The organism is Cellvibrio japonicus Ueda107 (assembly GCF_000019225.1).
Taxonomy (GTDB): Bacteria; Pseudomonadota; Gammaproteobacteria; order Pseudomonadales; family Cellvibrionaceae; genus Cellvibrio; species Cellvibrio japonicus.
On record NC_010995.1, the window covers coordinates 2,905,923 to 2,932,337 of the forward strand.

1 protein-coding gene (cut by a window edge) is annotated in these 26,415 nt (G+C 50.4%); it reads right to left on the bottom strand.

Going from position 1 to position 26,415, the window contains the following annotated elements; all coding sequences use genetic code 11:
• Positions 1-26,415, bottom strand: the 3' portion of a protein-coding gene (locus tag CJA_RS12155; protein ID WP_148208868.1) for an RCC1 domain-containing protein. The gene runs 11,796 nt beyond the window's last position; only the last 26,415 of its 38,211 coding nucleotides appear in the window; its start codon lies beyond the right edge, outside the window; its stop codon occupies positions 1-3.

Below are 26,415 nucleotides of genomic sequence, written 5' to 3' on the forward strand. Positions count from 1 at the left end.
TCAAGTGCATCCATAACCATAGTCACAACCATAGCCACCATAATCGCTACCGCCCTCGCAACTACCGCCATAGCCATAATCACTGCCGTAATCGCAGCTCTCGTATGATTGTCCCCACCAATCGTTCATACCACCGTTACCATAGCCACCATAACCGCCATAGCTACCGTAATCGTTGCAGACGAAATCGAGGTAGTCGTACATTTCTGCCAATCGCGCGTCTATGGTGAACTCACCACCGCCGCCGTAGTAATCCTCAACAAATAGTTGGAACTCCCCTTTTGGCAGGCGCACGATAATTCCGGAAGTTCTGGCACAAGTAGTGTCTGCCGGGCTGAGTTTGCGACCATCAGCAGTCATGATGCTAATAGCAGGGGTGAAGTTGTATGAATCAACACGAATGACATAGTCACCATCATGTGTGACTTCAAACGGTGCGATGAAAACTTCCGGCGCCATCAGCTCACGGACAGCCAGCACACCTATTTCAAACGGTGTTGATGGTACGGGAATGCGTACGGGAATTGGCAATAGGCTATTCGAATAAGAGCCGTTACCCATCTCGCCATAACCTCCATAACCCCAGGTCCAGACGTTATTCGACTCATCCATAGCGAGGTTATGGAAAGAATTACCTGCATCAATACTGTGGATCACGGCTCCGTTAAATGCACTCTGGTCAATCAAGGTCGGAGTATATAACGACTGCCGATTACCGGTTCCCAAAGAACCATAATCATTGTATCCCCAAGTCCAAATACGACCCAGCTTATCCAAAAGCATGCTGTATCGATTGCCTACTTCGACCGACTGGACACCCACCCCCTCCAACGCACTTAAATTAACCTTAACAGGCACTAACGAATTGGCAGTCGACCCATTACCCAACTGGCCATAGCTATTGTTACCCCATGCCCAAACCTGGCCTGCATCATCCAGCGCTAGTACATGATAAGCACCAATATCAAAATCCACGACTTTATTACTACTCAGTGCAGACTGATCAGTAGCCGTTGGCAAGTAAAGATAGGATCCGCTGGAACCATTACCAAGACGACCATATCGGTTATCTCCCCAAGCCCACAGTTGCCCGGATTCATCCAGAGCCATATTGAAATAGTCCGTTGCTTTTGCTGCAACTACCTTAGCTCCAGCTAATGGCGACAAATCAACCAGAATCGGCACCAATGATCTTTGCGTATTATTGGTCCCCAATTGGCCCGATGAGTTACTGCCCCAGGCCCACACACGACCCAATGAATCCAGGGCAAGGCTATGACCATAGCCTGCCGAAATGGCAATAATATCTGCACTATCTTCCATTGATCTGAGCTGACTTAAATCCGTTTTCACAGGAGCATAACGATTATTATCATAGGTTCCATCCCCAAGTTGGCCGCTCCAGTTCATACCCCATCCCCACACTCTGTTTTTATCATCCAGTGCAAGTACATGATAATAAGAGGCTAACGAAATAATAGAAGCTGGCTGTATAGCGCTGATATTTGCCAAACCGGGTTTGCTACGCTGATAAATACTGGTATCCGATACCCCCAGTGAAGCGTATCCATTATTTCCCCAGGACCACAATGTATTTCCTACTGCAACCAGGCTGAAGTTAGAACCCACACTAAAGGGCTTAACATCGTCACGGGGACAACGCAGTGTTTTTGTCTCAACCAATTCCATAGAAGCATTGGATATTTCAACGTGCCCCAAGGGTTCCAGGGCATAGCGCGGACACTGGTAATCCACCACCACAGGAACAGTACACCCCGCACACAATACATGTTCAACCTCTGACTGCCCATTGACAGTAACGCCGGTATTACCAATAAAGCGTACAAAATAATCTTCTGTAGCAGATCCCTGGTAAATCAATTCTGCCGTATTTCCCGTTGTCTGAACCCTGGTAGAGACGTCAGGCGAACAATGCAGATTAACATTAGCTGCACCCAGAACACGCCCAACACTATCGCGCAGAATAATAGATTGTGTCGTTCCGCCGGCAGATTCACAAACCAGAGGGTCTACCTCGATTGTGTAGGTTTTTGTTACCGGGCCGGAAATCGTTACTTCGCGACTTAGGGGCTCTTTAAAACGTATGAGATTGTTATTGATCGCAACGGTGTCTTGTTTCAACGCATCATGCGCCAATGTCACCGTACCCACTGGTACAAATCCTTTGTAGCCCATAGGTATAGTCACTGTATCTTCACTGATATGAAGTTCGGCGGGCAATACCTCCGAATACAACTTGGCAACAAAAATCGGGGTTGACGTTTGGTAGACACCATCAACACCCAACTCGCCATTGTAGTTATAACCCCAGGACCAAATACCTCCTTCGTCATCCAACAATAGATCATGGTGAGAACCGGCACTGATCGAGATAGCAGACTTATCGCCCAAAGAACTTAGGTCCACTCTATTCAGGAAAGGATTATCACTATTGTTTTCACCGTCTGCTGAGCTGCTTGATGCACTGTAGTTATTGGCGTTACCCAATACCCAAACTTGATTATTCTCATCCAGCATTAACAGGTAATTATTACCGGCAGACATTTGTAGCGCTTTTCCACCTGATACTTCCGCAAGGTCAACTTGCACAGGCGCATAAGCAGATTCGGAATCCATACCCGTCCAATCCCCCACACGGGCACCCCATGCCCATAACCTACCCAACTCATCCAGCAGATAACCTTGGTCACCCGCAGCCTGGAGCGTCTTGATGCGGGTTCCACCCAGCGCAGACATATCAGCAGGGACAGGAATCGTAGAGCGATATATGGTGCTGGCGACTCCCAACTGCCCCCTGTCATTAATACCCCATGCCCATAGCTGCCCCTTATCATCAAGCGCAAGGCTGAAGCCCTCACCCGCCGCAATAGCCACAATAGCTGCGCCATGGAAAGCGGCAGGGTCAATTGGTTGCAATACCTGAGGTGTATCATATGTACCATTACCTAACTGCCCCCCGTAATTTTCGCCCCAAGCCCAGACCCTTCCTTTATGATCCAGGGCAAGATAATGATCATTACTGGAGACAAACGACTCTATTTTCACACCTTCATCGATTGGCAGTAGCTCACCACCGAACCACAAGCGTCCACTCCTATCAAGGGCGGTATTCGAATACATGGAGGCATTAACACCGACAAAGGTGGACGCTACATCAGCATTTCGCTTATCCGCTTCGGGTGTATAAATGGAAGAATAGCGATTATAAGGACGTCCCCATGCCCATAAGGTGTTATTGGCCAATACCAGATTATTGTTGTACCCGGCATCGTATGTCGGCATAGCGGCAGGACATGCAATGTGACGAGAATCAATCAGGGTGTCACCAATACGAATATTGAGCACACCTAGCCATTCAATATATTCATATCCTTGGCATACCCCTACGAAAATGTAGTCTTCACAACCTGCACAGACAGTATTTGTACGCTGCCAGCTGTCGCTTGTTGAAATAAACTCAAAAGAAAGCTCACTGCTGCCATTATTACGTACATACAAACTCATGCCTTCGCTGTGTTTATAGTGTGCAATTTCAATGTCCGGGAGACAACGAACAGTTAACGACTCATTAACCAGCACTCGATCATTCTGATCCTTCAACTGAATAGGCAGAGATTTATCGCCAACCTCTGTACAGATAGAGGAGTCGACCATCAAGTAATCATCAACAATAGCGATACCAGCCAAGTCAACAGAATACCCGGCATCAGCAAAACTCATCCCTTCGGTAACAGGCGTGATTTGTGTTATTTCAAAATGACTGCTCTTTGCATGCACAGCACCCAGCAATGTTTTACCTGAGCTGCCAATGGCAATAGGCACAATGGTGGAACTTGCGGCAAAGGTAACATCCGCGATACCTGGATTAGTATTGCCAATACTAACCGGTATAGGTACAGCCCAATCAGAATGGCCCTGACCTAGCTCTCCACTGTTATTGAAGCCCCAGCTCCAGACATCGCCGAGATTATCAATGGCGATACTAAATTGCTCTCCCACAGCAACACTGGCCAATCCAACATTATCTTTACCGGAAAAATCCTGGGTTAATGGAGCAGTTATATCATCGTAAGAACCATTACCTAATTGACCATAGGTATTTTTACCCCATGACCACAGTTTTCCCTGCCCATCGATAGCAAGATTATGAGCCGTATTGGTTGCAACCCTGGATAAGGCAACTCCATCCAACTGTGCATAGGCTACTGGTTCAACTTTATAAGCATATTGTTTTTTATAAATTGAACTCATGGATAGCTGCAAATGATATTGCGTCCCTGTCGCCATAGTGGCCCAGTAATATCTATAGATAGCCAGATAATAGGTGCCAGGAGCCTGAACCGTATGGGAGATATACGGATCGTTCCATGTATTACTGCCGGGATCCAGCGGACGTGACCATGAACAACAGGCGTTATCATTACTATTGATGTAATAACCATTGGCGTCCGTCAGCTCCATCATGAGGTTGGCGCCATTAGTACGGTCAATATCGATAACAATATTGGTGTCGGGCTCGTAAACCGTAAACTTATAATATTCAACACTATTGCCACTGATAGCCTGTACAGACACATAAGGAATAGTTGTTGAGTTTTCAACATCACTGTTTTCGCCCAACCCAAGCAAACCATCAAGGTTGATCGCATTATTCCTGCTGTTATTCATTTGTGTTTGTGGTTTAACCAAAGGCGTCGTCTGAGGTAATGCTTGTGGAGCATTTACTTCCTCCCCCACAATTCGCCACAAACTACCCTGACTATCAAGGATTGTGTTACGGGAAATCGATTTTAGTTGCCTTCCGTCCAGCAAACTCAAATCAATAGGCTGGATACCTGTAAAGCCGCATCCCAAACCCCACAGGCGAGAGAGATCATCCATCAGATAGTTTCTGCAACCATCTGTTGTCATGCTGATGACATTAGCCCCACCAAGTACGGAGAGATCAACTGCCATTGGCACTAATTGATTACCTGTCAATGCAATACCTAATTGCCCCAGATCATTACGTCCCCAGCTCCAGACATTTCCATTTTCATCCAAGGCAAACGCGTAATGATCAGCTGCAACAATGTTAACAATCCTGAATCCCATCAAGTTGGAGAGATCCACTTCCTGGGGTCTGGAGAAAGCACTGGTAGATCCAATCCCCAATTGACCATAGTTATTCAATCCCCAGGACCATAGGCGTCCCCTGTCATCCAGCGCAAGGCTAAATGCGTCGCCGGCGGCAAGCGCATTAATACTGGCACCATCCAATGCGCTGATATCCGTCATGACAGGTGCATATTGATCCTGCCAGTTGCCAATTCCCAATTCACCATTGCTATTTCTGCCCCAGGCCCAAAGGATATCGTTAGCCCACAATAATGTGTGGTATCTGCCAACCGCATGGAGCGACTTGCCCACCTCAATAACATGCAGCTTCACAACCTGTTGCACGAGTATGTCGAAGCGGAGCAACCTGACGGTCAGGTCTGCATCACCTTTTGCATGGGTAGTGTAAACGCCATCAAAATCCACTGTGGCAACTGCGCTATCGTTTGAAGAGAACTCAAGCAAGCCGGAGTTATTTGCCAACCTGACACCATTAAAGACACGGCCTTCATGTTCTACCCTGGCAGTGACATTCAGTGTGAAGTTGGCAGGATCCAGTCCCAAACGACGGGTGATTTCATTGGGTGAAACCTGGATCGCGCTAATCAATTCAATATCAACATCCGCGATTGATGGGTCTGTCGGATCAGAATCAGATACGACCTCTACATAATCCGGTACACCATCGTTATCCGTATCGACTTTATTGGGGTCGGTGAAGTGAATATACACTTCATCGTAATCACTGAGGCCATCGTTATCGCTATCGATGTTATTCAGGGCGCTGCCCAAAGCCGCTTCTTCGGCGTTGCTTAAACCATCGCCATCCAGGTCATCGTCGCCGTCAGCAATACCATTACCGTCAGAGTCACTATCAGCCGGATTCAGGCCAACCGCAATTTCCAGGGCATTACTCAAACCATCATTATCAAAATCACCATTGGCTTGTAGCACACCAAACGTAATTTCATTGCCGACCAGAATGGTATTTTCAAACTGATCATGGCCTTCCAGTCGCACATGAATGATTTGGCCATCGGGATAGGTTGTGCCTGTGTAAACCGGCATTGTGATTATCGGATCAGTGAGGTTAAGTGCAACGGGTGTTGAGTCCTCACCCAGTGGACCTACATAGGCATTGATAGAAAGATCCTGTGCATCAATCCCGTCAGCGAGCTGATACCCCAGGAGGATATCTGTGCCTTCCAACACATAGCGCTGTTGTGGCATATCCAGATATACAACAGGTGCACAGATATTGAAGGATTGCTCCAGCACTTCATCATTGGCAGCCAGGCCCCGCAGATCGCTATTCCGGGTATCCAGGTCGTAGCAACTGCCCAGTGCCAATGGCTCTTCGGGTGTAAAGATCAACTGCTGGTCTTCAACAACAAAGTCACCGGGTATTGCTTGGCCATTCAGGGTGATCAGCAGCGGGGCAACAGCAAAGGTATCGGCAGCCAAAGGCTCGCTATAGCTCATGGCAATCGGCGTAATATGCGAATCAACAGCGGTCTGTACCTGGATTTCCTCAATAGCAGGCTTCAACTTGAGGAAGTCGAGTTCCAGTGAGTCGTATTTGGCCAGTGTTGCCAGTACAGGATTAGTATCCGACGCCATTACCTTGACCTTCTCTACGTTGTCAGTACGCACAGTGAAGGTGCCATAGCCTTGCGCCAGATTAATCGTTGCCTGCTGGGCCATGTTATTAATCAGGGCCGAACCATCAACCAGCACATTCACTGCCACATTGGCTGGCGAAGTACCTGAAGCTGAATGCAGTTTATGGACACGGTTGTAATATTTATCAACCAGGGTGACACCAACAGTGACTGTCTCGCCAGCTTCCAGGCGATGTTCATCACCCAATGCCAGATTAGTGCGCGAGACTTCCTCCAGGCGAACCAGGAATGGATCTGCTGCGACAATGCTCAAGTTAATATTGTCGGTCTCGGTGTGATGGTTATTACCCTGCTGGTCATAGCGGGTCGTAATCGAGGTATAGGGCGCAGGCATCGCCAGGTTTGCCAAATAGGTACCCGACTGGTTGATCGCTGACACTGACAGCTGTGCCTGTCCGCCCTGCAGGCGAACCTCTGCAATTTCACCACCGGAGGCCAAAGGTGCAGAAGTAACCCCATTGGCAAACTCAAAATGGAATCCCGGATACGGCAGGGAAATCTGTACGCGGGTTACAGAGTCATGCTCTGTGATATTGCCACCGGCATCATAGCCCTGAATATGGATCGGGAAGGATTTGCCGGCCTGGATTTCAGGAATATGTGCAATACGCAGCTCGGTTGTTTCACCGGCAATAACACGCAGCCCCAGGCTGGTATTAATCTGCGTATTGGAAACCAATTCTGCCACCAGGCGATAGCGACCGGATTTAATCGCCGAGTTGAAGTTCCAATAAGCCAAGCCGAGCAAGTTGGACTCACTGGTTCCCAGCGTAATAACTGGCGCAGTACCACTGGACACGATTTCCTGTAATGTCCAGCGAACCTGCTGGTTAGGTACACGGCGGTTGGTTTTATCGACCACTTCAACCTGATAACCCACATGGTCGCCAACCGTGACATAAGCCAAGTTCAGGTTGGTATCTGCATCGGTATTGAAGAAACGCAATGCATTAGGTTTGTGGGTAAGATTGATGGCGTGCTCAACCGTATCACTGGCTTGTCCCAGATGATCCGTCAGGCGCAAACGGAAACGGTATTGATTATCCGCAATGTCATTAGCTGGGATAGCAAGGGTCTGCCTCAATTCGCTGGCCAGCAGTTTGTGCTCAACCCTGGTTTCCCTGCCCAACGCAGGATTGGTTTCCAGGAAAGAAACCACAACCGGATCAGCGCCATCGTTAGCAGCGGCAAAATTATTGACTGTCACTGGCACCAGTTGGCCATAGAAGGCATTGGCAGGATAACCCAGTGCCAATCTGGAGGCGTCAGGAACCTTGTCCGCAACGACAGCCAGCTCCAGGTCACGCACGCTTACCTGGCCCAGATCATCATAGACACGCAGGGTTAATACCTGGCTGATATCACTGCTCAAGCGCTCTGTACGACGATCGCGCACTATCACATTATTGAGTATTAAAGATTTCGCAGACTGCTGGACAGCCAAGGGTTGGGTAAAGCCATTCCACAGTATTTCTGCCTTTTCGATAGCAACCTGATCTGTCGCACGCAGATTGACCGACACAAAGCCCTGCTCAATCATATACACCGGTGTAGCAAGCAGATTTTCGATGGTGGGCGGTGTATCTTCGATAACCTCATACACCTGCGTAATCGATGACAGGTTGCCCGCCCGGTCTTTTACATCCAGTTGGTAGGTGATCAACTGGCCTTTGTCAGCACCTTTTTCACTGATACTCAGTGTTCCCTCTTCAAATCTGGCCGCAATAATAAGACCGTTGCGGCGCAATATGGCCGACTCAATACCACTTTCGGCATCGCTCACGGAAACGCTTAAACCATAGGCGTGCTTCTCAATAATCTGGTTATTGAAAATGGCACCGGACAAGGAAAATGCACTGACCTGTGGAGCATTGGTATCCTCTACGCGAATAATACGAACCGGTGTTGACTCTGTCAGGTTACCGAACGCATCAATGGCGCGAACCTTAAGATATTTGCCGGTGTCGGCAACACGATAATCACGGTAAATTACAAATTCCGGGCCATAGTGTTTACCAATGATTTTGTATGGCCCCTGCTCTGTGTCTGCTTCGTAGTATTCAACCATGCTGACAGGCTGGGTTGAGTTCCTGATATCAGCGCGCAATTCAAGGGGCTTGGGTACATAGGTGGCGATCCCCGCTTGCGGACTGGTAATGACAACACTGAACGGATTGGCCGGCAGGTCCTCACCCTGCAGCATGACTTTGCGCGGATTGGACCAAACCACCCTGCCCGCATCAGTCTCAATTTCTGCCTTCAACGTGAAGGGTTGACCATTGCGCAAATTGGCAGGAACCAGGGCTTCCAAACCATAGGGGAACTCAGCCGTGCCGCCAATCAACTGATCATTAACATAATAATTCACACTGTTAATCGCATCGGTTGCTGACAGTGAGAGGTTCAGGTAATCACCTTGCACAAACACCCGGTCAATTGCAGGCGTTTGCAACGCCGTATTAATACCTGGCAATTGACCATTGAGGTCAATGATCTTCACACCATAGTCACCCAATCCAACCGCCACATAGCCCTGATGTGCAGCAAGACCGGTAGCCAGCTGTGGCAGGGGAATCTGGATGTTGTTGTGCAGCTGCCAGGTTTTTACATCCAGCGCACGCAATTCACTGGCTGTTTCGGTGCGATATGCAACCCATAGGCTTGCGTCAGCATAATGCACGGCATTGATTGCCAGGGAGCCAGGAAGCTCTACTACAGAATCTGCAAAGCTGTTTAAATCCAGGCGGTGCAGGCTGGTACCTGTTGCAAAGAATAAGTAGTCGCCCGACATGCTGAGATGGTTAATAACATCAGCGGCACCATCCACCAGTGTCGTAACCACATTGTCATAGGGATCCAATGGCAACTGGCCTGGCTGGATACGATAGATTTTGCGGTTGATCGTACTCGCATAAATAGTTTCACCATGCGCAGCCAAACCGACAATCTCTTCACCTGCCGGTAAAGACACCACATCTTTTTGTGTTAACTGCAGTTTGTTAGCAAGGTGTAGGCGGTTGCCTTCGCTGGCTACCAGCAAGCGCGATGTTACTGCCATATCCGTGATGGCAATATTATTGAAAATCACCTGCACGGCAGGGGATGCAGACTGGTGCAGTTCCAGGGCATCGATGGCAACCAGCTGGCGCTTATCGCCATACACCAGATAGGCTTTACCTGCATCAAGCAGCACATGGCTGACAGCCAATGACCATCCTTTTTCCGGGTAGGATTTAACAGTCCAGTTACCGGCTTCACGTCCGTAATAGAGTGCACCATAGTAACTGGCGGCCGCCAATACCTGCCCCTGTTGGATAGCAACATCAACAACCCGCCCACGTGGCGTATCGGTTGAGTAGACAGTGAGCGGTTCGCCCACCTGTTGCTGCAAGTCAAGCACACTGCCAGCTGCATCGCCCAGCCACAACTTTCCAGCGTAAAGCTGTGCAGCTGTCACACTACCGGCCAGAGGGTGATTGAAATGACCAGCCTGGCTTACACCATAAGGATTGGTTACATCCAGCAACTGGATATCGCCATTGTTGCTGACAGCAATAATATAAGGAGCATATGCCAGCAAACGCTCTGCCTTACTGAAATTGCCATGACGCAGGATGCGCGACTGGCGATCGAAGGAAAGCAATTGGCGATGTTCCGTAGTGACATACCAGCGATCGGCGATATGAACCATGGCAACCGGTTCCGGCAGGAGGATTTCGCTACCGGCTTGCAATGTCAGCGAGGTCTGGGCGTTGTCAATAAACAGGGCCGAATCTGTACGCAAGACCACAAAGCCCTTATCGCGTACCTGGATATCCTGCGCGTCTTCAGTATCGACATAAGCAGACGTATTGTTTTTACTATCCAATACACGCAGCGGAATAGACGTTATCCAGTTGCCTTTGATATTGAAGCCTTGCAATTTACCATTGTTGATGGCTAACAAACTTTCGCCCTGCAGGGCCAAATCGGTCACTGTCCCTTCCAATGGGTAGAAGCTGAGTACCATAAAGTTTTCAGCCGGGTCGATAATGACCAGTCCCTGTTCCTTAAGCGCAACCAGCAGGCGATCACCTATACGTGCCAATGCCGTGACTTCTGCATCCAGGGTTACCAGCAGATCGCCCTGGTGATTACGCAATTCGCGTCCCTGTGCAAACCAGGCACGCGATGCATCAGGCAACATAACCGAGAAATGTTTGCCGCTATCTGCGGCCACCAATTTGAAGCCGGCAACCACATTGATGTGATAACGATAGGATTCGCTATTGCCATCTTTATCGGACAGGCTGGCAATCACATCAAAGCCATCAATATTTTCAGGAACCGTCATTTCCAGCAATGATGAACCGGATGCGATGATATTGCCCTGCATATCGCGCACTTCAATGCTGCTTTGATATTGCCCAAGGTTCTGCACATCCATGCGATAGGCAACACGACTTCCCGCAAATACAGTTGCGTTTACGCCGCTGAGCTTCGGCTGTGGCAATTGCTGCTGGGGATAGATTTGCACTGATACTTCACGCTCACTGAAGCGATAGCTATCGCCCCAATAAGCGCGTACACGCAAGGTATATGTATCCCTGACATTGACTTTGGGCAGGCGCATGCCAACCAGGCCATCGACAGTATTCACCAATACTCGGCTGATGAGGTTGCGATTGAAGTCCAGCAGTGCAATGTCCGCATAATGGAAAGACTCACCCAGGGAGTCTGCCGCAACATAATGCACATTGAGCAGGTCACCGGATTTGGTCGCGACATTATTGATTGGCGCAAGGATCGTGACGCTTCCGGCTTCGGGGTTGTTCGCTACCAGCGATACATTACCGTTAAAAGCCGGGGCGCCATTTACCGCCAGGCTCCAGGGCACACCGGCCTCCGCAGCAGGCATATCAGACCACTGGTAGGCAGCCGCTGGCATTAGCGCCATGGGCGATACCTGGCCTGCAATATCGATCTGTTGCGATCTGATACGTGCCAACTCACCTGCCTGGGTAACCACAGGAACCAATGCCCCCTGCGTCAGTGCTGCCGCGCCCAAGGGAGCGCTTACCGGTTCCGGCTGCAAACCAGAATTCACAACGACGGCTTGTTGGGCTGTATGTCCATGGCTGCGCGCCACCAGTACAAGATCATCTTCTGTCAGCACTGCACGCGCCAGGTATACGTAATAGCGATTACCATTATGACTGACCCGTGCAGGTATCCATTGACCTGCCTGGTTTTCAACATGCAGGCTCAATCCACCCGGAATATCGATTGAGGGCTCAACAACCAGCACACTGGCATGCGCTTGTTCAGTGACGGTGACAGACAGTGAGAAGGGTTGCGACTGAACCTGAATCGGATAGGCAACAACCCGGACACTATTGTTGTCGATGGTATCAAGGTATGCCGCGGCCGGAGTGATGACCAACTCACTGGCCATCACCGGTAATATCCCAATAATCTGGGCATTTTCCAGGGCGAACCATTGATAACCCTCTACTGACACAGTGCGAACCCAAAGGATTTCCCCATCGCTGGTTGCCCGGTCGATAGAGGCCGGTAATGCAGGTATCGCATCCAGTAGCAACAAACTGCCATCGGCCATGATTTCAAAGCGCGATAAATGCGCCCCCTTCCAGGTGTAGAGTGTGCTTCCATCAATATGGAAGCCTTCCTGGTCAATCAGGGCCGTAAAGAAGTCCTGCTGTACAACAGGTGCGCTATTGACTGCCAGGCTGAAGCCATAGAGTCCCGCCTCGGTCAGCGCATACAAGGATGGTCCCGCTACCTGCAACGACACTATAGGATCACGCAGTGATTGCCCTACCATGGCAACCAGTTGCTGATCAACCATCTGGCTTGCGCTAATGGTGTTGCCGTGGCGCAACCACAAGGTAGCACCACTGGCGCCCACGAGGTCACCCGATACTGACCAGGAGGCATTCGCCGCCTGTACACCGCTGGTATTGAGTGGATAGCGTTTGATGACCAGCTCACCGTCAACGCGCACCTGAACCACAATGGCAGTCCCCGCATTGGCGATCTGGAGAATTTCACCCTTGGCCGTTGCCTCAATCGTGCGCGAAGCCACTGCCAGGCGATAACCACCAGCGCGCTTGTTAAAGCCTGCCAGAACAGGTTCGGACGTATTGCCACTACCAACCGCCACCATAGCAAACAGAGTTTCCTCCGCACTGGCGGCTTCCAGATGGCTAACAGGAGCAGCACTGCTGAAATAAGGCACTTTCACCAGTGTGTGTTGACGTTGTTTTTCATGGCCGGATCTGTCTTTCAGTAATGTTTCAACACTGAGTGACTCACCTGAAGCAGAAACATGGGTAACCAGCTTTTGACCCAGTGGAGCAGTAACCGAAGTGGTGGCATCAACAGGATCTTTGACAACGACCAACGATTCTGTCGAGAAGTCAGTCATGGCATCCGGTATCCTGGTATCTACCCAGAGGGCAGAACCAGTCAGCACTCGCGCAGCCGGAGTCAGGTGCGTAATTACCTCTTCATCGATACCTTCATCATTGACCACATTGAGGAACCTATAACCCCTCAAATTGGCCTTCTGGATACGCGCCAGGATCACGACATTCTCATCAACAGCCGGCAAATCCAGGGTGACAAATTGACGCTCGGGATCCTTGGCATTGCGGGTGAGATATGCGCTGGGTACAGCAGCCTCAACACCGCCTATATCCAGGTACAGCTCTGCATCCAGTACATTGCGCAACAATACTTCGAAACGAACCGATTCCCCTTCCTGGAAAGTACTGCCATTGGCAGGTGCAATGATATCCACTTTGGGTGCACCGGCTTCTGCATCGTAGGGATAGAGCCTAATCGTCTGTACCGGGCTGATATTCTGGTTGGGGTCGGTCGCGCGCGCAGACAGGGTGATGCCGTGCTGCAAATCATCTTCGGTGGCGACAAAGCTATAGCGCGTCGGATCCGGCAATATCTCCCAATCACCGCCATTGCGTTGGATTTCGACGGTTTCAATACCGTATTTATCAAATGCCTTGATGATGACATCGGTACGTTCACCAATAGCAACAAAATCACCGTTGGCAGGCGAGACGATTTCCAGTGTCGGTGGTGTCCTGTCCAGATAAAGGGTGTATTGCTGCTCAAAGGTTTTCTCAAAACCAAAACCATAGGTAACCAGCAGGCGGGACTTGATTTCCACCGGTGCAACAGCACTTCCGACGGGCAGCAAATCCTTGATTTTGGGGTTGATAAACGACGCGAATACAGACCCCGTTTGCTTGTTGTAATTGGCAGTCACATCCACGGTGCCCGGTTTGACATGATCAACGCTGATCAATGCCTTGGAGACCATGTCAATATCGCCGTCGAGGTTATAGTGAACACTGGACCGTACAGACTCTTCCGGTTCCACAGGATCGGTATGGAAGCTCTCCAGTTCAATAATCGGATCGCGCAAACTGGCACGGAACGAACGCGCAGCCGTCAGTGAAACGGAACTGCTATCCCTGGCTTCCAGTTGTATTTCAAAGTAAGCGTGTTCCCTTTGGGCGGCATAGGATAGGCGGCCAATGTCATTCGGTACCAAGACTCCGGATTCCGGTGCATTGAATGCCGTCGATACACGGTAGGTGAAATTGATTTTGCCGGGATAGTTATCAACAGCACTCACGGCAAATTGATAACTGCGTCCACGGGTCAGCAACATGGCAGGATCTACGTCAACACCATCAGATACACGTACAACACGCAGGTCGCGAGGTGCCAGTGTATCCGGTGCAGTCAGGGTAGCCCGATAAATACCCGCCTGGGCAATGGATTGGCCAATAGCATTGTTATGCGCAATATCGGTAATGCCATTGATAACCACATCATAAAGTGCGTTGTTTTCCAGTGCCTGACCTGGCAACAGACGGAGGTTGATGGACACAGGAGAGACATTGACCAATTCAAAACGTGCAGAAATATCCTGGTCCGGTGCATTCGAGTAATCGCGGAATTTTTTAATAACACTGAAACTATCCGCTTTGACAGCTTCGTTGAATGTCAAACGCAATGGTCGACTCATATTCAATGTTTGTATGCCATCCATACCGGTCAACTGCACAGGTGCGGTATCGTCCACACCTTCCAACAGCAGATTGGCAGATGCAGCAACTATTTCATTGGTATCGGCCCGCACAATAACCAGTTGGTATTTAACCCCCGGAACTGCTTTAGGCGATGGGTCAACAATCAACCGGCCGGCGTCAAGGCGATAAGCAACCTTATTATTGTCACTGGGGGTATGGCCCGCGTTGTATGGGAAGAGGTGTACTGCCAATCGCCCTTCAAGGCCCAAACCATCAACCTGGATGCGATTGCCACCACTGTCACTCAGGGACTTATCACCACCCTTTTGGTTATTGGTAGTGATATTTTGTATCTCAATCGCCTGTGCGACCAGAACAGCAGCAGGAATGCTGGCAATCTGTGCGGCATTCGCCTGAGACAAGTGCAGAGTCTTAAGGCCCGTTGTCGAGAGTGCTGCCGAGAATGCCAGCTCAGTGCCGGATGCATTGACTGACCACTGGCCAGGTAATAATGCCAGTTCTCCCAGCGTTAACTGATCAACCAGCTGTAATTGCTGTCCAGTGACTTTATAGGTGGTCGCACGATTGGTAATCGTACTTTCTGGCATTACAGAAATAGCACGGATAGGTGACAGGCCAAACAAGGGCTCAGTCGTCATCAACCAGGGCAAATCAATATTGACACTGGCGCCGTCAATGTGATCTCTCGGAGCATTAAACAAGCCGACCTGATAACTACCACCCAATACATATCCTGCATTGTAAATGTCAAAATGCAACTGATCGCCCAACTGCATACTGGTTCCATGGAGTCGCTGTAAGCTGATGCGATCAATAACATCGACCAGAACCTCAGACCAGTTGGCTGGTTCCCCCGCAATACCCAACACGATAACGCCGTTACTGGATGCAATACGTTCCGGTTGCACCTGCCACAGGTTATTGAACGGCAGACGAGTATTGTAATAACGTCCACCCGCACGCCACTCCAGCAAATCAGCTTCAAATTTGAGATTGGTAATGCTGCTCACACTCGTAGCGCGTATATCGCTCAGATGGTTAAAGCGCAATTGCTGGCCCACTTTGTCCACATCATAGACACGCAGGCGCTGCGACGATTTATTCAGCGTCACTAACAATTCACCATTCAATACGGCATCGTCCTGGCTAATAGTGCCAACGCCAACGACAACAGCGTTCGGCTGACCGGCTTTAAGCGAAGACCAGTGCAGTATCTCAACGGCCGTATTACTGCGCACCAGTAAATGCGAACCACTAATTGCCACTGTCCTGGGGTCAACCAGCGAGAAGCCAAATGATTGATCAACCAGGTCAAGCTGTGCATAGCGACGGAACTCTACACGATCGCCATAAAGTACAGCGACACCATCCTGATCGTAATCCACATCGATCACACCCGCAGGCAGGGAAATCGTTTGGACATTGGTTCCACGTACTGCAGCTGCATAGAGCTTGCCACTGCCAAAACCTACCCAGCGATCACCGGCAAGATAAATTTCCGTCAGCGGGAAGCTGTTGGGATTATCGAAACGCCCCACCAATGCTGGTGCATAAATATTGGTAAGGTCATAGAAATGAATAACCGGACGCCCTTCATTGGCAAGCAATGCCAGATAGTGGTCATTCAATGCTGCCGCGGTGACAGGTGTAGACAGACTGCCTTTGGAAAGTAAGACAGGAATATCACTTTCCAGGGTACCGGACAGGAACCAGTTGGTTTTCTGGCCACTGCTATTTTCAAATGACAGCAACAGATCATCATGACGCACAAAGCCAAGGGTATTAGCCAGTTGATCTTTTGACGGCAGCTCAATCGTCAGCTCGGTGTTCTCAACCCGGTCAACACCGGAAACCGTATTGCTGACACTGATCGACAAATCACCCAAGGTATTATCCGGCAAGCGGAAACTGAGCAGGTTTGCGGATTCAAAACGTACATCCACTGCAGGTTTCTGGTTGACCAGCAATCGTGTCAGCGTACTGAAACCACGCCCCTTGATGGCAACCGTTGCCCCCGAATTAAACAGATACTGCTTCAGGTTGGGATCAAAGGTTTTACTGAGCAGGTCATAGGAACCTACACTTTCAATAACGGGATCGGCAATATACGTAAACGCAGCTTGACGGCTGTCAGCCAAATGACCATTGCGAACCTGCAATCCCACCACAACATTATCAGCCGGTGAAGTTGGCAGGGCAGGCAAACTGAAGCGCAACTCATTACTGCTGGTTCGCGTAATACTCTCCGCTGGAATTTCCCTGCTGCCCAGGAATACCCTCGTTGCTTCGGTGAAGTGGTTGCCAAATACACTAATCACCTCACCACCACGCCAGCTGGCAAATGCCGGCATCATATGGGCGAATTCCGGTTGCTGATGGCTTGATGCAACAAAACGGAAACTGTAATCGGAGCCCAGGGCTTCACCGTGTAAATCGCGGAGGGCCGCCGAGAGCGTTACCCGGTAACGCAAACCATCGACAAAGGGCTGTGCCGGACGATAGACAAGTTTGGTACCCGCATTATTTACCTGGCTGCTGACAGCACCCGCCACTTTCGCACCGTCCAGCGTAACGCTGAACAGTTCGTTTCTATTGGCTTGTAACTGCTGGGCATCCAGCAGGCGATTGAATTGGACTTCAATGGCTGTGTTCGCCGGCAGGACGGCCTCCGCCTCAGGAATATGATCGGTAATCACCAATTGCTTGTTCACAATGGTATTCAGGCGACCACCAATATGGTTGATGCTGCTTGCATCCTCTACCGGATTTTCAATGGCCTTATCATTCAGGTAGGCAAAGGTTGATCCCGCATAAAGCGCGCGCGGATGGAATGCGACCGTTGTGACATCACCCATGACCGAGAAATAATTTTTCAGGGTAATAGCCGCTTTATAGCGACCTTCCATCCAGGGCGACAGATCATACATTTGCAGATCACCCTGCCCTGCACTGACATACAGGTTTTGGCCGCGCAAGATCATCTGGCCAGCATAAATATCGCCATTGCGTACCAGGTAAGCCAGGTTGAGCGATGCGACCGGATCTGCACCACGCTCGGCATTTTCCTGGAACAGCAGCACAGAACCATTGGTGCCGGTCGAGACAAGGATCAAATTATTTTTAATCAGCAAATCGCGCGGTTTGAAGCGATTGCCACCCTGGTCGCGCACGACAAAATCGCGCGTTACGCTGTAATCACCAGACATTAACTCCACTTCAACAACACGGCGGAGGTCTGTTAATGCAACCCAGAGACTATTACCGGCAACTTCAATCGCATAGGGAACACCCTGCAGTTTCACCCGATCAATGGTCGTGCGTTTTTCCAGGCTGCGCGCTGCTGTGATTTGATAAATAGATACGCCTTCTGAGGTGGAGAGGTAAAGCAGGTCATCGACTACCACCAAATCCCGAATCAAACCGGACACCGCCAGTTGGTTAATCAATACCGGATCGGCTGCCAGGGTAATATCAAAGTGATAGAGGCGATCGCCACCCGCTGCAAAGAGGTTATTGCCCGAGGCGCCCAGTGCCACAAAGCCTGTAGTCCCCAAACCGCCGGTCACGTCGAAATGGTAGGGATTGGCTATGCCAGCAAAGTCTTTGTTGATAATGATCGGATGCACAGGATCAGAAACATCCGCTGCCACCAGGCGCGCCACATTGGAGCGCAGGCGTTTGGCAACACGGCCATCGCGATTGATGACTTCATATTCCCCACCGGTGACGGTATAGAGAATCTGGTCATGCAGCAGAATGGCGGAAATCGGACTGGGTTTATCCGAGGCCAAATCCACTGAACCGGTTTCCTTGCCTGCATAGAAATAATCGACCGGTGACAGGGAAACCTCTCCGGCAAACTGCATATTCTCTGCTTTTATTGTTGCAAAACCAAAGGGATTGGACGGTGCCCGCACCTGGATATGGTTACCGCTGAGTACACGCAGGTCACCTGCCTGCCTGTCGCCAATCGTAATACGTGTTCCGTGGTTAAACCCACGGCCATAAATATCAATGAGATTGCCACCCTGTGGCGGGCCGCGCAGCGGATTGACATCTTCGATCACTACACGCGGCAATACCACCACAGCACCCTGCTTGGTGTACGCCAGGTTACCTCTGATAATACGTACTGGCAGGGTTGTGGTGTTACTGCTCAGGAAAAGGTTGGGCACATCCACATCAATCTGCGTATCGCTAACCTGTTTGATCGCGGCAGCAGGCAAACGTGTCTCACCAATATAGACTTGCAACTCCGCCGCCGCACTACCAAAACCATTGCCCAGGATGACAGCCTGTTCACTGCCATCGGCATGGAAATAATGTGCACCCAGGGTATTGTTTACTTTCCTGGCGACTTTACTGATCTGTGGACGAGTAGCAGCGCTCAGCTCATAGGTAGCACCAACGGGCGTTACCAGATTTTCACCGCTCACCGCCGTCAATGCAGTACTCAAATCAAGGGCCACACGGTTACCCGCGATGTTTGCTGCGGTAAGTGCAATATCAATATAGCCACCGGCCAGTGTATTGGTTCCTCTGACACTAAAGGCATCATCGGCTAATGGCACCTGCTCACCATCCACAAGCACCAATGCAGAGCGCAAATGGGCTTCGTTGGTATTGATCAGGTTGTTTAGCTGGATGCGGATATATTCATTCGCCGCCAGGCTGCTACCACTCGCCGGAACGATAGACGTTACCGCCAGGCCCGGACTGCGACTTTCTGCAAGCCCTTGCGGTGAGGCTACAAACAAGCCTCCTGTATTGGCGATCAGCTCAGCACCAGGCTGCTGGATAGCATCCCAATAACTGGTTTGATAGCTACCGTCCGCCTGTTGCCGGTAAACAATACGCTCTTTACTACCGGTAATCGTGATCTGCCCATGTTGTACCAACATAGAGGCATTCACATCTGTAGCGGAGGCGCGTTCCAGTAACTGGATATGGTAACTGTCGCGATTGGGCAAATTATCAAAAATCGCCAGATACAATTGGGTATCGCGTTTCAACAATACATAAAGGTCACCGTTCAACCACTGCACATCCAGTGGCTGTCCCTGCAACGCAGTACCTGAGAAAACAATGGGGGTATAACCCACAGGTGGATTCAGTTCATCATCACCCAGGTCAAAGAAACGGATAAAGCCACTGCCCAAATCATCGGCTACGGACAGTGCCAACATATTACCCTGAGGGTCATATGACACATCGGTTGCCCTGTGCCCCGGCACCGGGAATTGCGTTAAGACCAGCGGCGTTTTGGGATCTGTGACATCAACGACCATCAGCCCATCCTGGCTGGCAGCCAGGAATGCTGAATTGCCCACGACCTCAACACCCAATACCGGCGCGCTGGTGCGGATCTGGCTTAAACGGATCGGACTTTCCCAAATACTGATATCAAAAATTTCAAAACCGGAGGGAATCAGGAAGCGATTTTTATCCGTCGGTTCTGCACCGGCCCTGACACCGACATACAACAAATCGCCAATAGTTTTTGCCCCGCCAATGATATGTGGTGGGTAGTTGGGCAAACCAACCGAGCGGCCAGCCGGCAAGGTATAGGAGAGACTGCCGACATGAATGTCCTGCCCATTAATCAGCAGGTAAACCTGATACAGCTTGGGTTCAATCGCTGTCGGCAAACGGAAGCTAAACTGCCTGAGGTTTTCAACATCATCTTTCAGGTCAACAACGGTGAAGCCTTCATCAGACACCAGTGAGTGCATCACATGGCCATCGGCTGAACGCATCAACACCTTGGCGCCCGGCAAAATAACATCGGAAGACGCGCTGATCGTAACCTTATATCCCCCTTCAAGATCGGCGGTTTCGGGTGAGACTTTGAATACAGCATCGCGGATATCTTCACCCGTCACTATGGCGCCCGGGAATTCTGCTGTGAGCAGATTATCCTTAACCCTGATGTGATGCTGGCCAGCACTCAAGGGTAAAAGGTCCAGCGCATTGGCGGGAATTTCCAGCGTGTGCTCATCGATCCAGGTGTAAGACACCGGATACTGGTCAACATACACTGCAACATCCGTGGAATTACGGAAACCGGCGCCGCGCAATTGGATAGCCTGTTGCTGACGGCGATGGTAGCTGCCATGGGTCACTTCATAAATCTGTGGCTGTAGCGCAGCCTCATCCGCCTGGATAAAGCGGCTAATAAACGGCGCCCACTGGCCAGAGCCGCGCAGATTACGTGCACCATTTACCGTGACCTGATAGCGAACACCGGAAAGACGTTCAAACGCCAGGGTAAACTCGGTGGCAGCCGAATTTTCCAATACCTCTGCTGACACGGTGACAGGAACATCAGCACCCGTATCCAGACGCTGGACACTGACAACGCTGGCTTCTTGCATGGATGCGAGCGTGACAGGCTCATTGAAGTGCACGCGATATTCTTCATTCGCTGCCAATGCGCCATTTTCCGCTGCGCTGGCAGCGACCACCAGGGCAGCCGGCAATTGCAGACTGCGCAAGCCGCTTCCACCACCCACAGCCACCAGGCGATCCTTGAAATAATCCAGGGCTTCGATGCGCTCCTGGTTACCCGCAGAAATAACCCTGGGCTCCAGTGGAGAGGAAATATCCAGCACAACAAGACCTGCGTCTGCGGCTACCAACAGCGTGCTGCCCAGGACAAGCAACCTGATCGCCCTGCCACCACCAGCCTGTAGCTTGTTATCAAATAACAGGCGGGTTTTCTGCTCAGGGCGATTCTGATCCAGAATCTCAATACCCTTGCTGCCCAGGGCAACAATCAAATAATCGCCGTAGGTCGCCATGTCATAGACGGTACCGTCAAAGGTATATTCCCGGGTTAAATAGGGATCAAAGATATTGGTGACACTGATGCGATCGCGGGATTTCTCAACCAGGCGGCTGGCATTCGTATCCTTCATATACGGGCAAGGATTCCACATAACACCATAAGCAGAACCGCTTGAGTAAATCCAACCCTGGGAATAATGGAGTGCGGCACCACCAGCACCCGATATCGAACCCATATCCACCGGATCCTGTGGATACATCAGGTTGGCCCCCAGGAGTTGCATACCATCGCCATGGCCGGGAGTAAATTGGCACGGATCTTTTGGCGGATCGGCATCAACTGAGGTAAAGGTACTGCCAAACAAGGCATAACCGTGCTTCTCGATATCCTGGATCATGCCCTTATCAAGCAGGGCTTCACTCAGTACCTGCAAGCCATTTTGCTCATCCAGGTTCAGGCGGGAAACACCGCCATGGCCATTGGCTACATACAGGCGTTTACGCCACTCATTGGCTTCCCATTCGCGCGTGGTTTTCACGCGGATCGAATCCAGTGATTGAGAGAGATAGGTACTGCCCAGACGAGCCAGATCCGCTTTTTCTGCTTCCGTTAAGACGGGGGCATCAATTAAATATTCACTGCCAAGGGCTTTACCATTGAGCTGATTCCACTTGAGGAAGCGATTAATCTCAGCAGCGCCCTGCGGACCGCTGGGCAGGGAACCCACACCGCCAACCAACAATGGACTGTGTGCCTCCTGAACCTCAAAGCTCAGCGCGCGCCAGGTTTCAGGAATCATGACACCTGTGCGCTGGTTGGCATCGCTGAACATCTCCTCCAGGGAGAAGTTCTGGTGGAAATAACCAGCCGCGGTGAACGCCACCCCCGTGTCCTGATCAATACGGATATCCAGCAAATTGGATTTCGCTGCCTGGATATTGGCAAGCTGGCGGATACCGTAACCATAGCCATTGGCTCCGCTCAACTCTGTTGTGCGGCCATAACTATCTTTGCCATACACATTTTTCAATCCGGGTGTGCCACGGGGTACAACAAAGGTCAGTTTGTTGCTGGACAACACCTGGATACTTTGGCCAGGTGAAGAGCCGACGCTGACAGACAAACCATCAGCTACCGAGTTACCCGGTTCAAAACCGTCACCATACAGGGTGACCTTGGTTCCACCCGGCAAAGGTCCCCACTGCGGCTCAATAGCCGTGAAACGAACCGGCGCATCAACCTGGATTGCACCATAGCGCACGGCTGTTTCATGTACACCGCCAAAATTTATATAGGCAGTCAAATCGTACATGCCTGCAGCGACTATCGCCGGGAGTTGCGCCTTGATAATGCCAATTCGGCTGTCATCCTGGCTGCGTACAACAGAATCGATCTGCAAGGATTGTGATCCCGCATACAACTGGATTTTCTCCTTGCTGATTGGAATACCAATCATGGAGACGGTAATGGGATATACCTGTTGCACAGGTACACGACGCGGTACTACCGCATTGATAGTCGGTGCTTCAGGGCGTGCTGCGCGATAGGTAAATGTAACCTGTTGTTCACTCTGCAATTTGTACAGGGTCAAATGCGTCTGGCCACCGGCTTGCAGCAAGGGTTTGACTGTTTTCAAACCTGCCTCAATCACTACCGTCAAACTGTCACCCGGGTTTAAGCCTGTGGGTTCTTTCAGCGTGATAATTGCATCGTTATTAACAATACTCACCTGGCTCGCCAACAGTTTTTCCTGTGCATTCAACACATAGAAATACTGTTCATTATTGGCTGACAGGGAAATATCTTTGTTGAAGCGCAAACGAATGTTAAGGGCACCTTCAACGGAGCGATCCAGAATCTTATTGGCCGGATCCACGCTGTGCAGCTTAAGTACTATGTCCGGTGTTTCCTGAATAACGCTGGCACCGGTAGTATTTTTACCACCGCCTATAGCGGAATAAGCGGTAGCCGCCACAACCTGGATATGGCTTTTTCCGTAGTTTTCAAAACCACCCATACGAATAGGTTTTAATGGATTGGTGATATCGATAGTCATCAGGCCTCGATCACCCAAAGCGACGTACACCATGTTGCCATTAAAGGCCACATCGTAAACGTAGCCGATATTGGTGACGCGAGACAGGATACGGGGATTATCAAGATCGGCCAGGTCGACAATAACCAATCCGGCATCACCTGCCGCCAGATAGGCATGCTGGCCATTAACTTTCACATGGGACGCCGGCACATCCAGGCTGCCACGCAGTGTCAGACCTGTTTGCGGGTGGCGTTCAATCAAATGAAATCCACCGGCTCCAGCAGTTTCTGCTTCCGTTAATTTCAGGGTGCTGAAGTTATATTCACCACCAACCACCGCATAAACGGCATTTTGTCCTGCGCCCCGTGAAACACGCGCAACATCCAGGGCCTTGCGTTCACCCGGCAATGCCAGGGTGTCGGTAAGATAGGTCTTGGTATGCAAATAGGCATCGACAATACCAAGGCCCCTTTCTGCCACAGCCAGCAGAACCTGGTCGTTATCAACCTCAAGCCCCTTGGCAAACGACGCCTCTAATGGAAGCGTTTTTACCAGTGTGGATGTCCACTGCTCACTGGTTTCACTATCGATGGCAGCAATAAAGAGTTGTGCATCCGACGCCTTTCCAGATGCAATACGCGCAGCGCTAATAAACAGGCGATCCTGGCCATTCTCAAAGAAGGCATCGACGCCCAGGGCATGAAAGCCACTCGGTAACGCCACCTTGGCCAGGATACGGTCATCGACACCGTCTTTATTACAATCCAGCAACGCCAGGAGATCATCCGGATTGCTCACACAGGTGGTATCGGCAATAAATTTGGATGAATCTATGTGGTAAATAATAACGCCCGAACTGCCTGCGGCCGCAAACAGATAAGTGCCTGTCGGGTCTATGGCAATATCATGGAAGGTGCCAACATTGTCCTGAATATTGGCTTTGACCGACTGCAGGTATTCGAATGCCTGTGGCTGGGTCCAGGTTTGGCCGTTATCCAGTTCAATACGAATATCTGCGAATCCCAGTTGACCTGGAGGCGTGATAAATTCCAGCTTCTCGGGACTGATCACCTTGATATTGACGGCAGGTACCTGGGTATCGCCGACATGCACGCGGGTACGCGCTGCACCACTGAGGAATCCTTTACCGACTACAGTAACCTTGGTTCCGCCATTAACACTGCCGAGTTTCGGAGTGAAGGATGTCAACACCAGGGGCTCAACATACTGTACAGCGCCCAGGCGCGACACACGGCGGCCATCACTCTCAATAACCGTAATAGTGGCTGCACCGGGATAATGCGCCGGGGCATTCAGCGAGTAACGTATCAGATTATTACCCAGGCTTTCCGATGCGATCACTGAAGCAGCTTCTCCTGAAATCAGGAAGCTCGGTGCAATTGCATGTTTAACCACCACATCTAATTGCCCACCGGATACAGTGATAAACGTTGGCGCAACTGATTGGATTTCCAAAGCCGACGCAGTGCCCTGTGCCGTGGTGAAAGGAATCACATGGTTAAACAGGCCCCTACTGCGACGGCTGCCTAACTCCGGCTTTAATTCAAGGCGGTATTTACCATTGGCTTCCAATATATGATCAGGTGTCACCAGAACAACCTGTGGATCCTGGTCATCGACAGAGACGGTAAAGCTAACGGACTCTCCCTCTGCAGTGTTGTTATCGCGCAAGAGCGACAGGTAGCGAGACAGATATTGATTTTCTGTCTGCAAATTCGGGATGGGAATCGGATGTGTAAATTTAATACGAATGACCTGGTCGCGCGCGACCCCCACAGCACCGGCTGACGGATAACTGGATACAATATCGGGAGTTAACGTGTCCACCATAGCCAATAGGCTGTGATTACCATTGGGCATACTGGCCAATACAATACCATCATCGGTGTAGTGTGCAGGCTCGGATTCCGGATTCAGGTTGAAACGTACATAACCCTCTGGCGTCTGGAACGCGCGGCACGCGGAAAGGTTAACCGCATCGACAACATCGACCAGGTCTGCACGACTGGTATCGATCAAGTGCAAATAATACTGGCTGGTGGAGTTTCCACACCCGGCCTGGCGAACCTGGGCAACCAGTGTCCCGACTGACTCAATGGATTTTAAGTTGCCCCGCAGTGGGAAGCCGTTATCGACATAGTGACCGCTGTACTTAAGGCTATTGGGATTGGACACATCGAACAACTCAAGGCCATTCATGCCAAATGCCAGGGTGTTCAGTGTTGCCACCGTGGTATTCAGGCTAAAGCTACCACCGGATACGCCCTTACGCACAACCAATGGCTGGACACCCAACTGGGGGATACTCGGTTGTGTCAGGTCAAAGACATAATTTTCTTTCGTTGTTGTGATATGCAGGCGATTCTCAATCACTGCAATATCATAAATATTCAACGCTTTTGATCGGCCTTCGTGCAAAGCAGATTGAATGACCTTCACAATTGCCGGTTTTAAAGGGTCCGCAATACTTAATACAACCACACCTTCATCAGCAGCATTTGCAATCAGGAGGCTATCTTTAACCAACAATGCTTTGGGGGCACGCTTGAGCGGCAATGGAATGCTATAGAGTATATCGCGATCCTTGGCACCACTCGAATTATCATAATTACCAGGTAAGCGGTTTTCCCGATCATAGACAAGTATCCAGCGCTGGTTTTCATAGTGCGTATCAATGTACGGAAATAC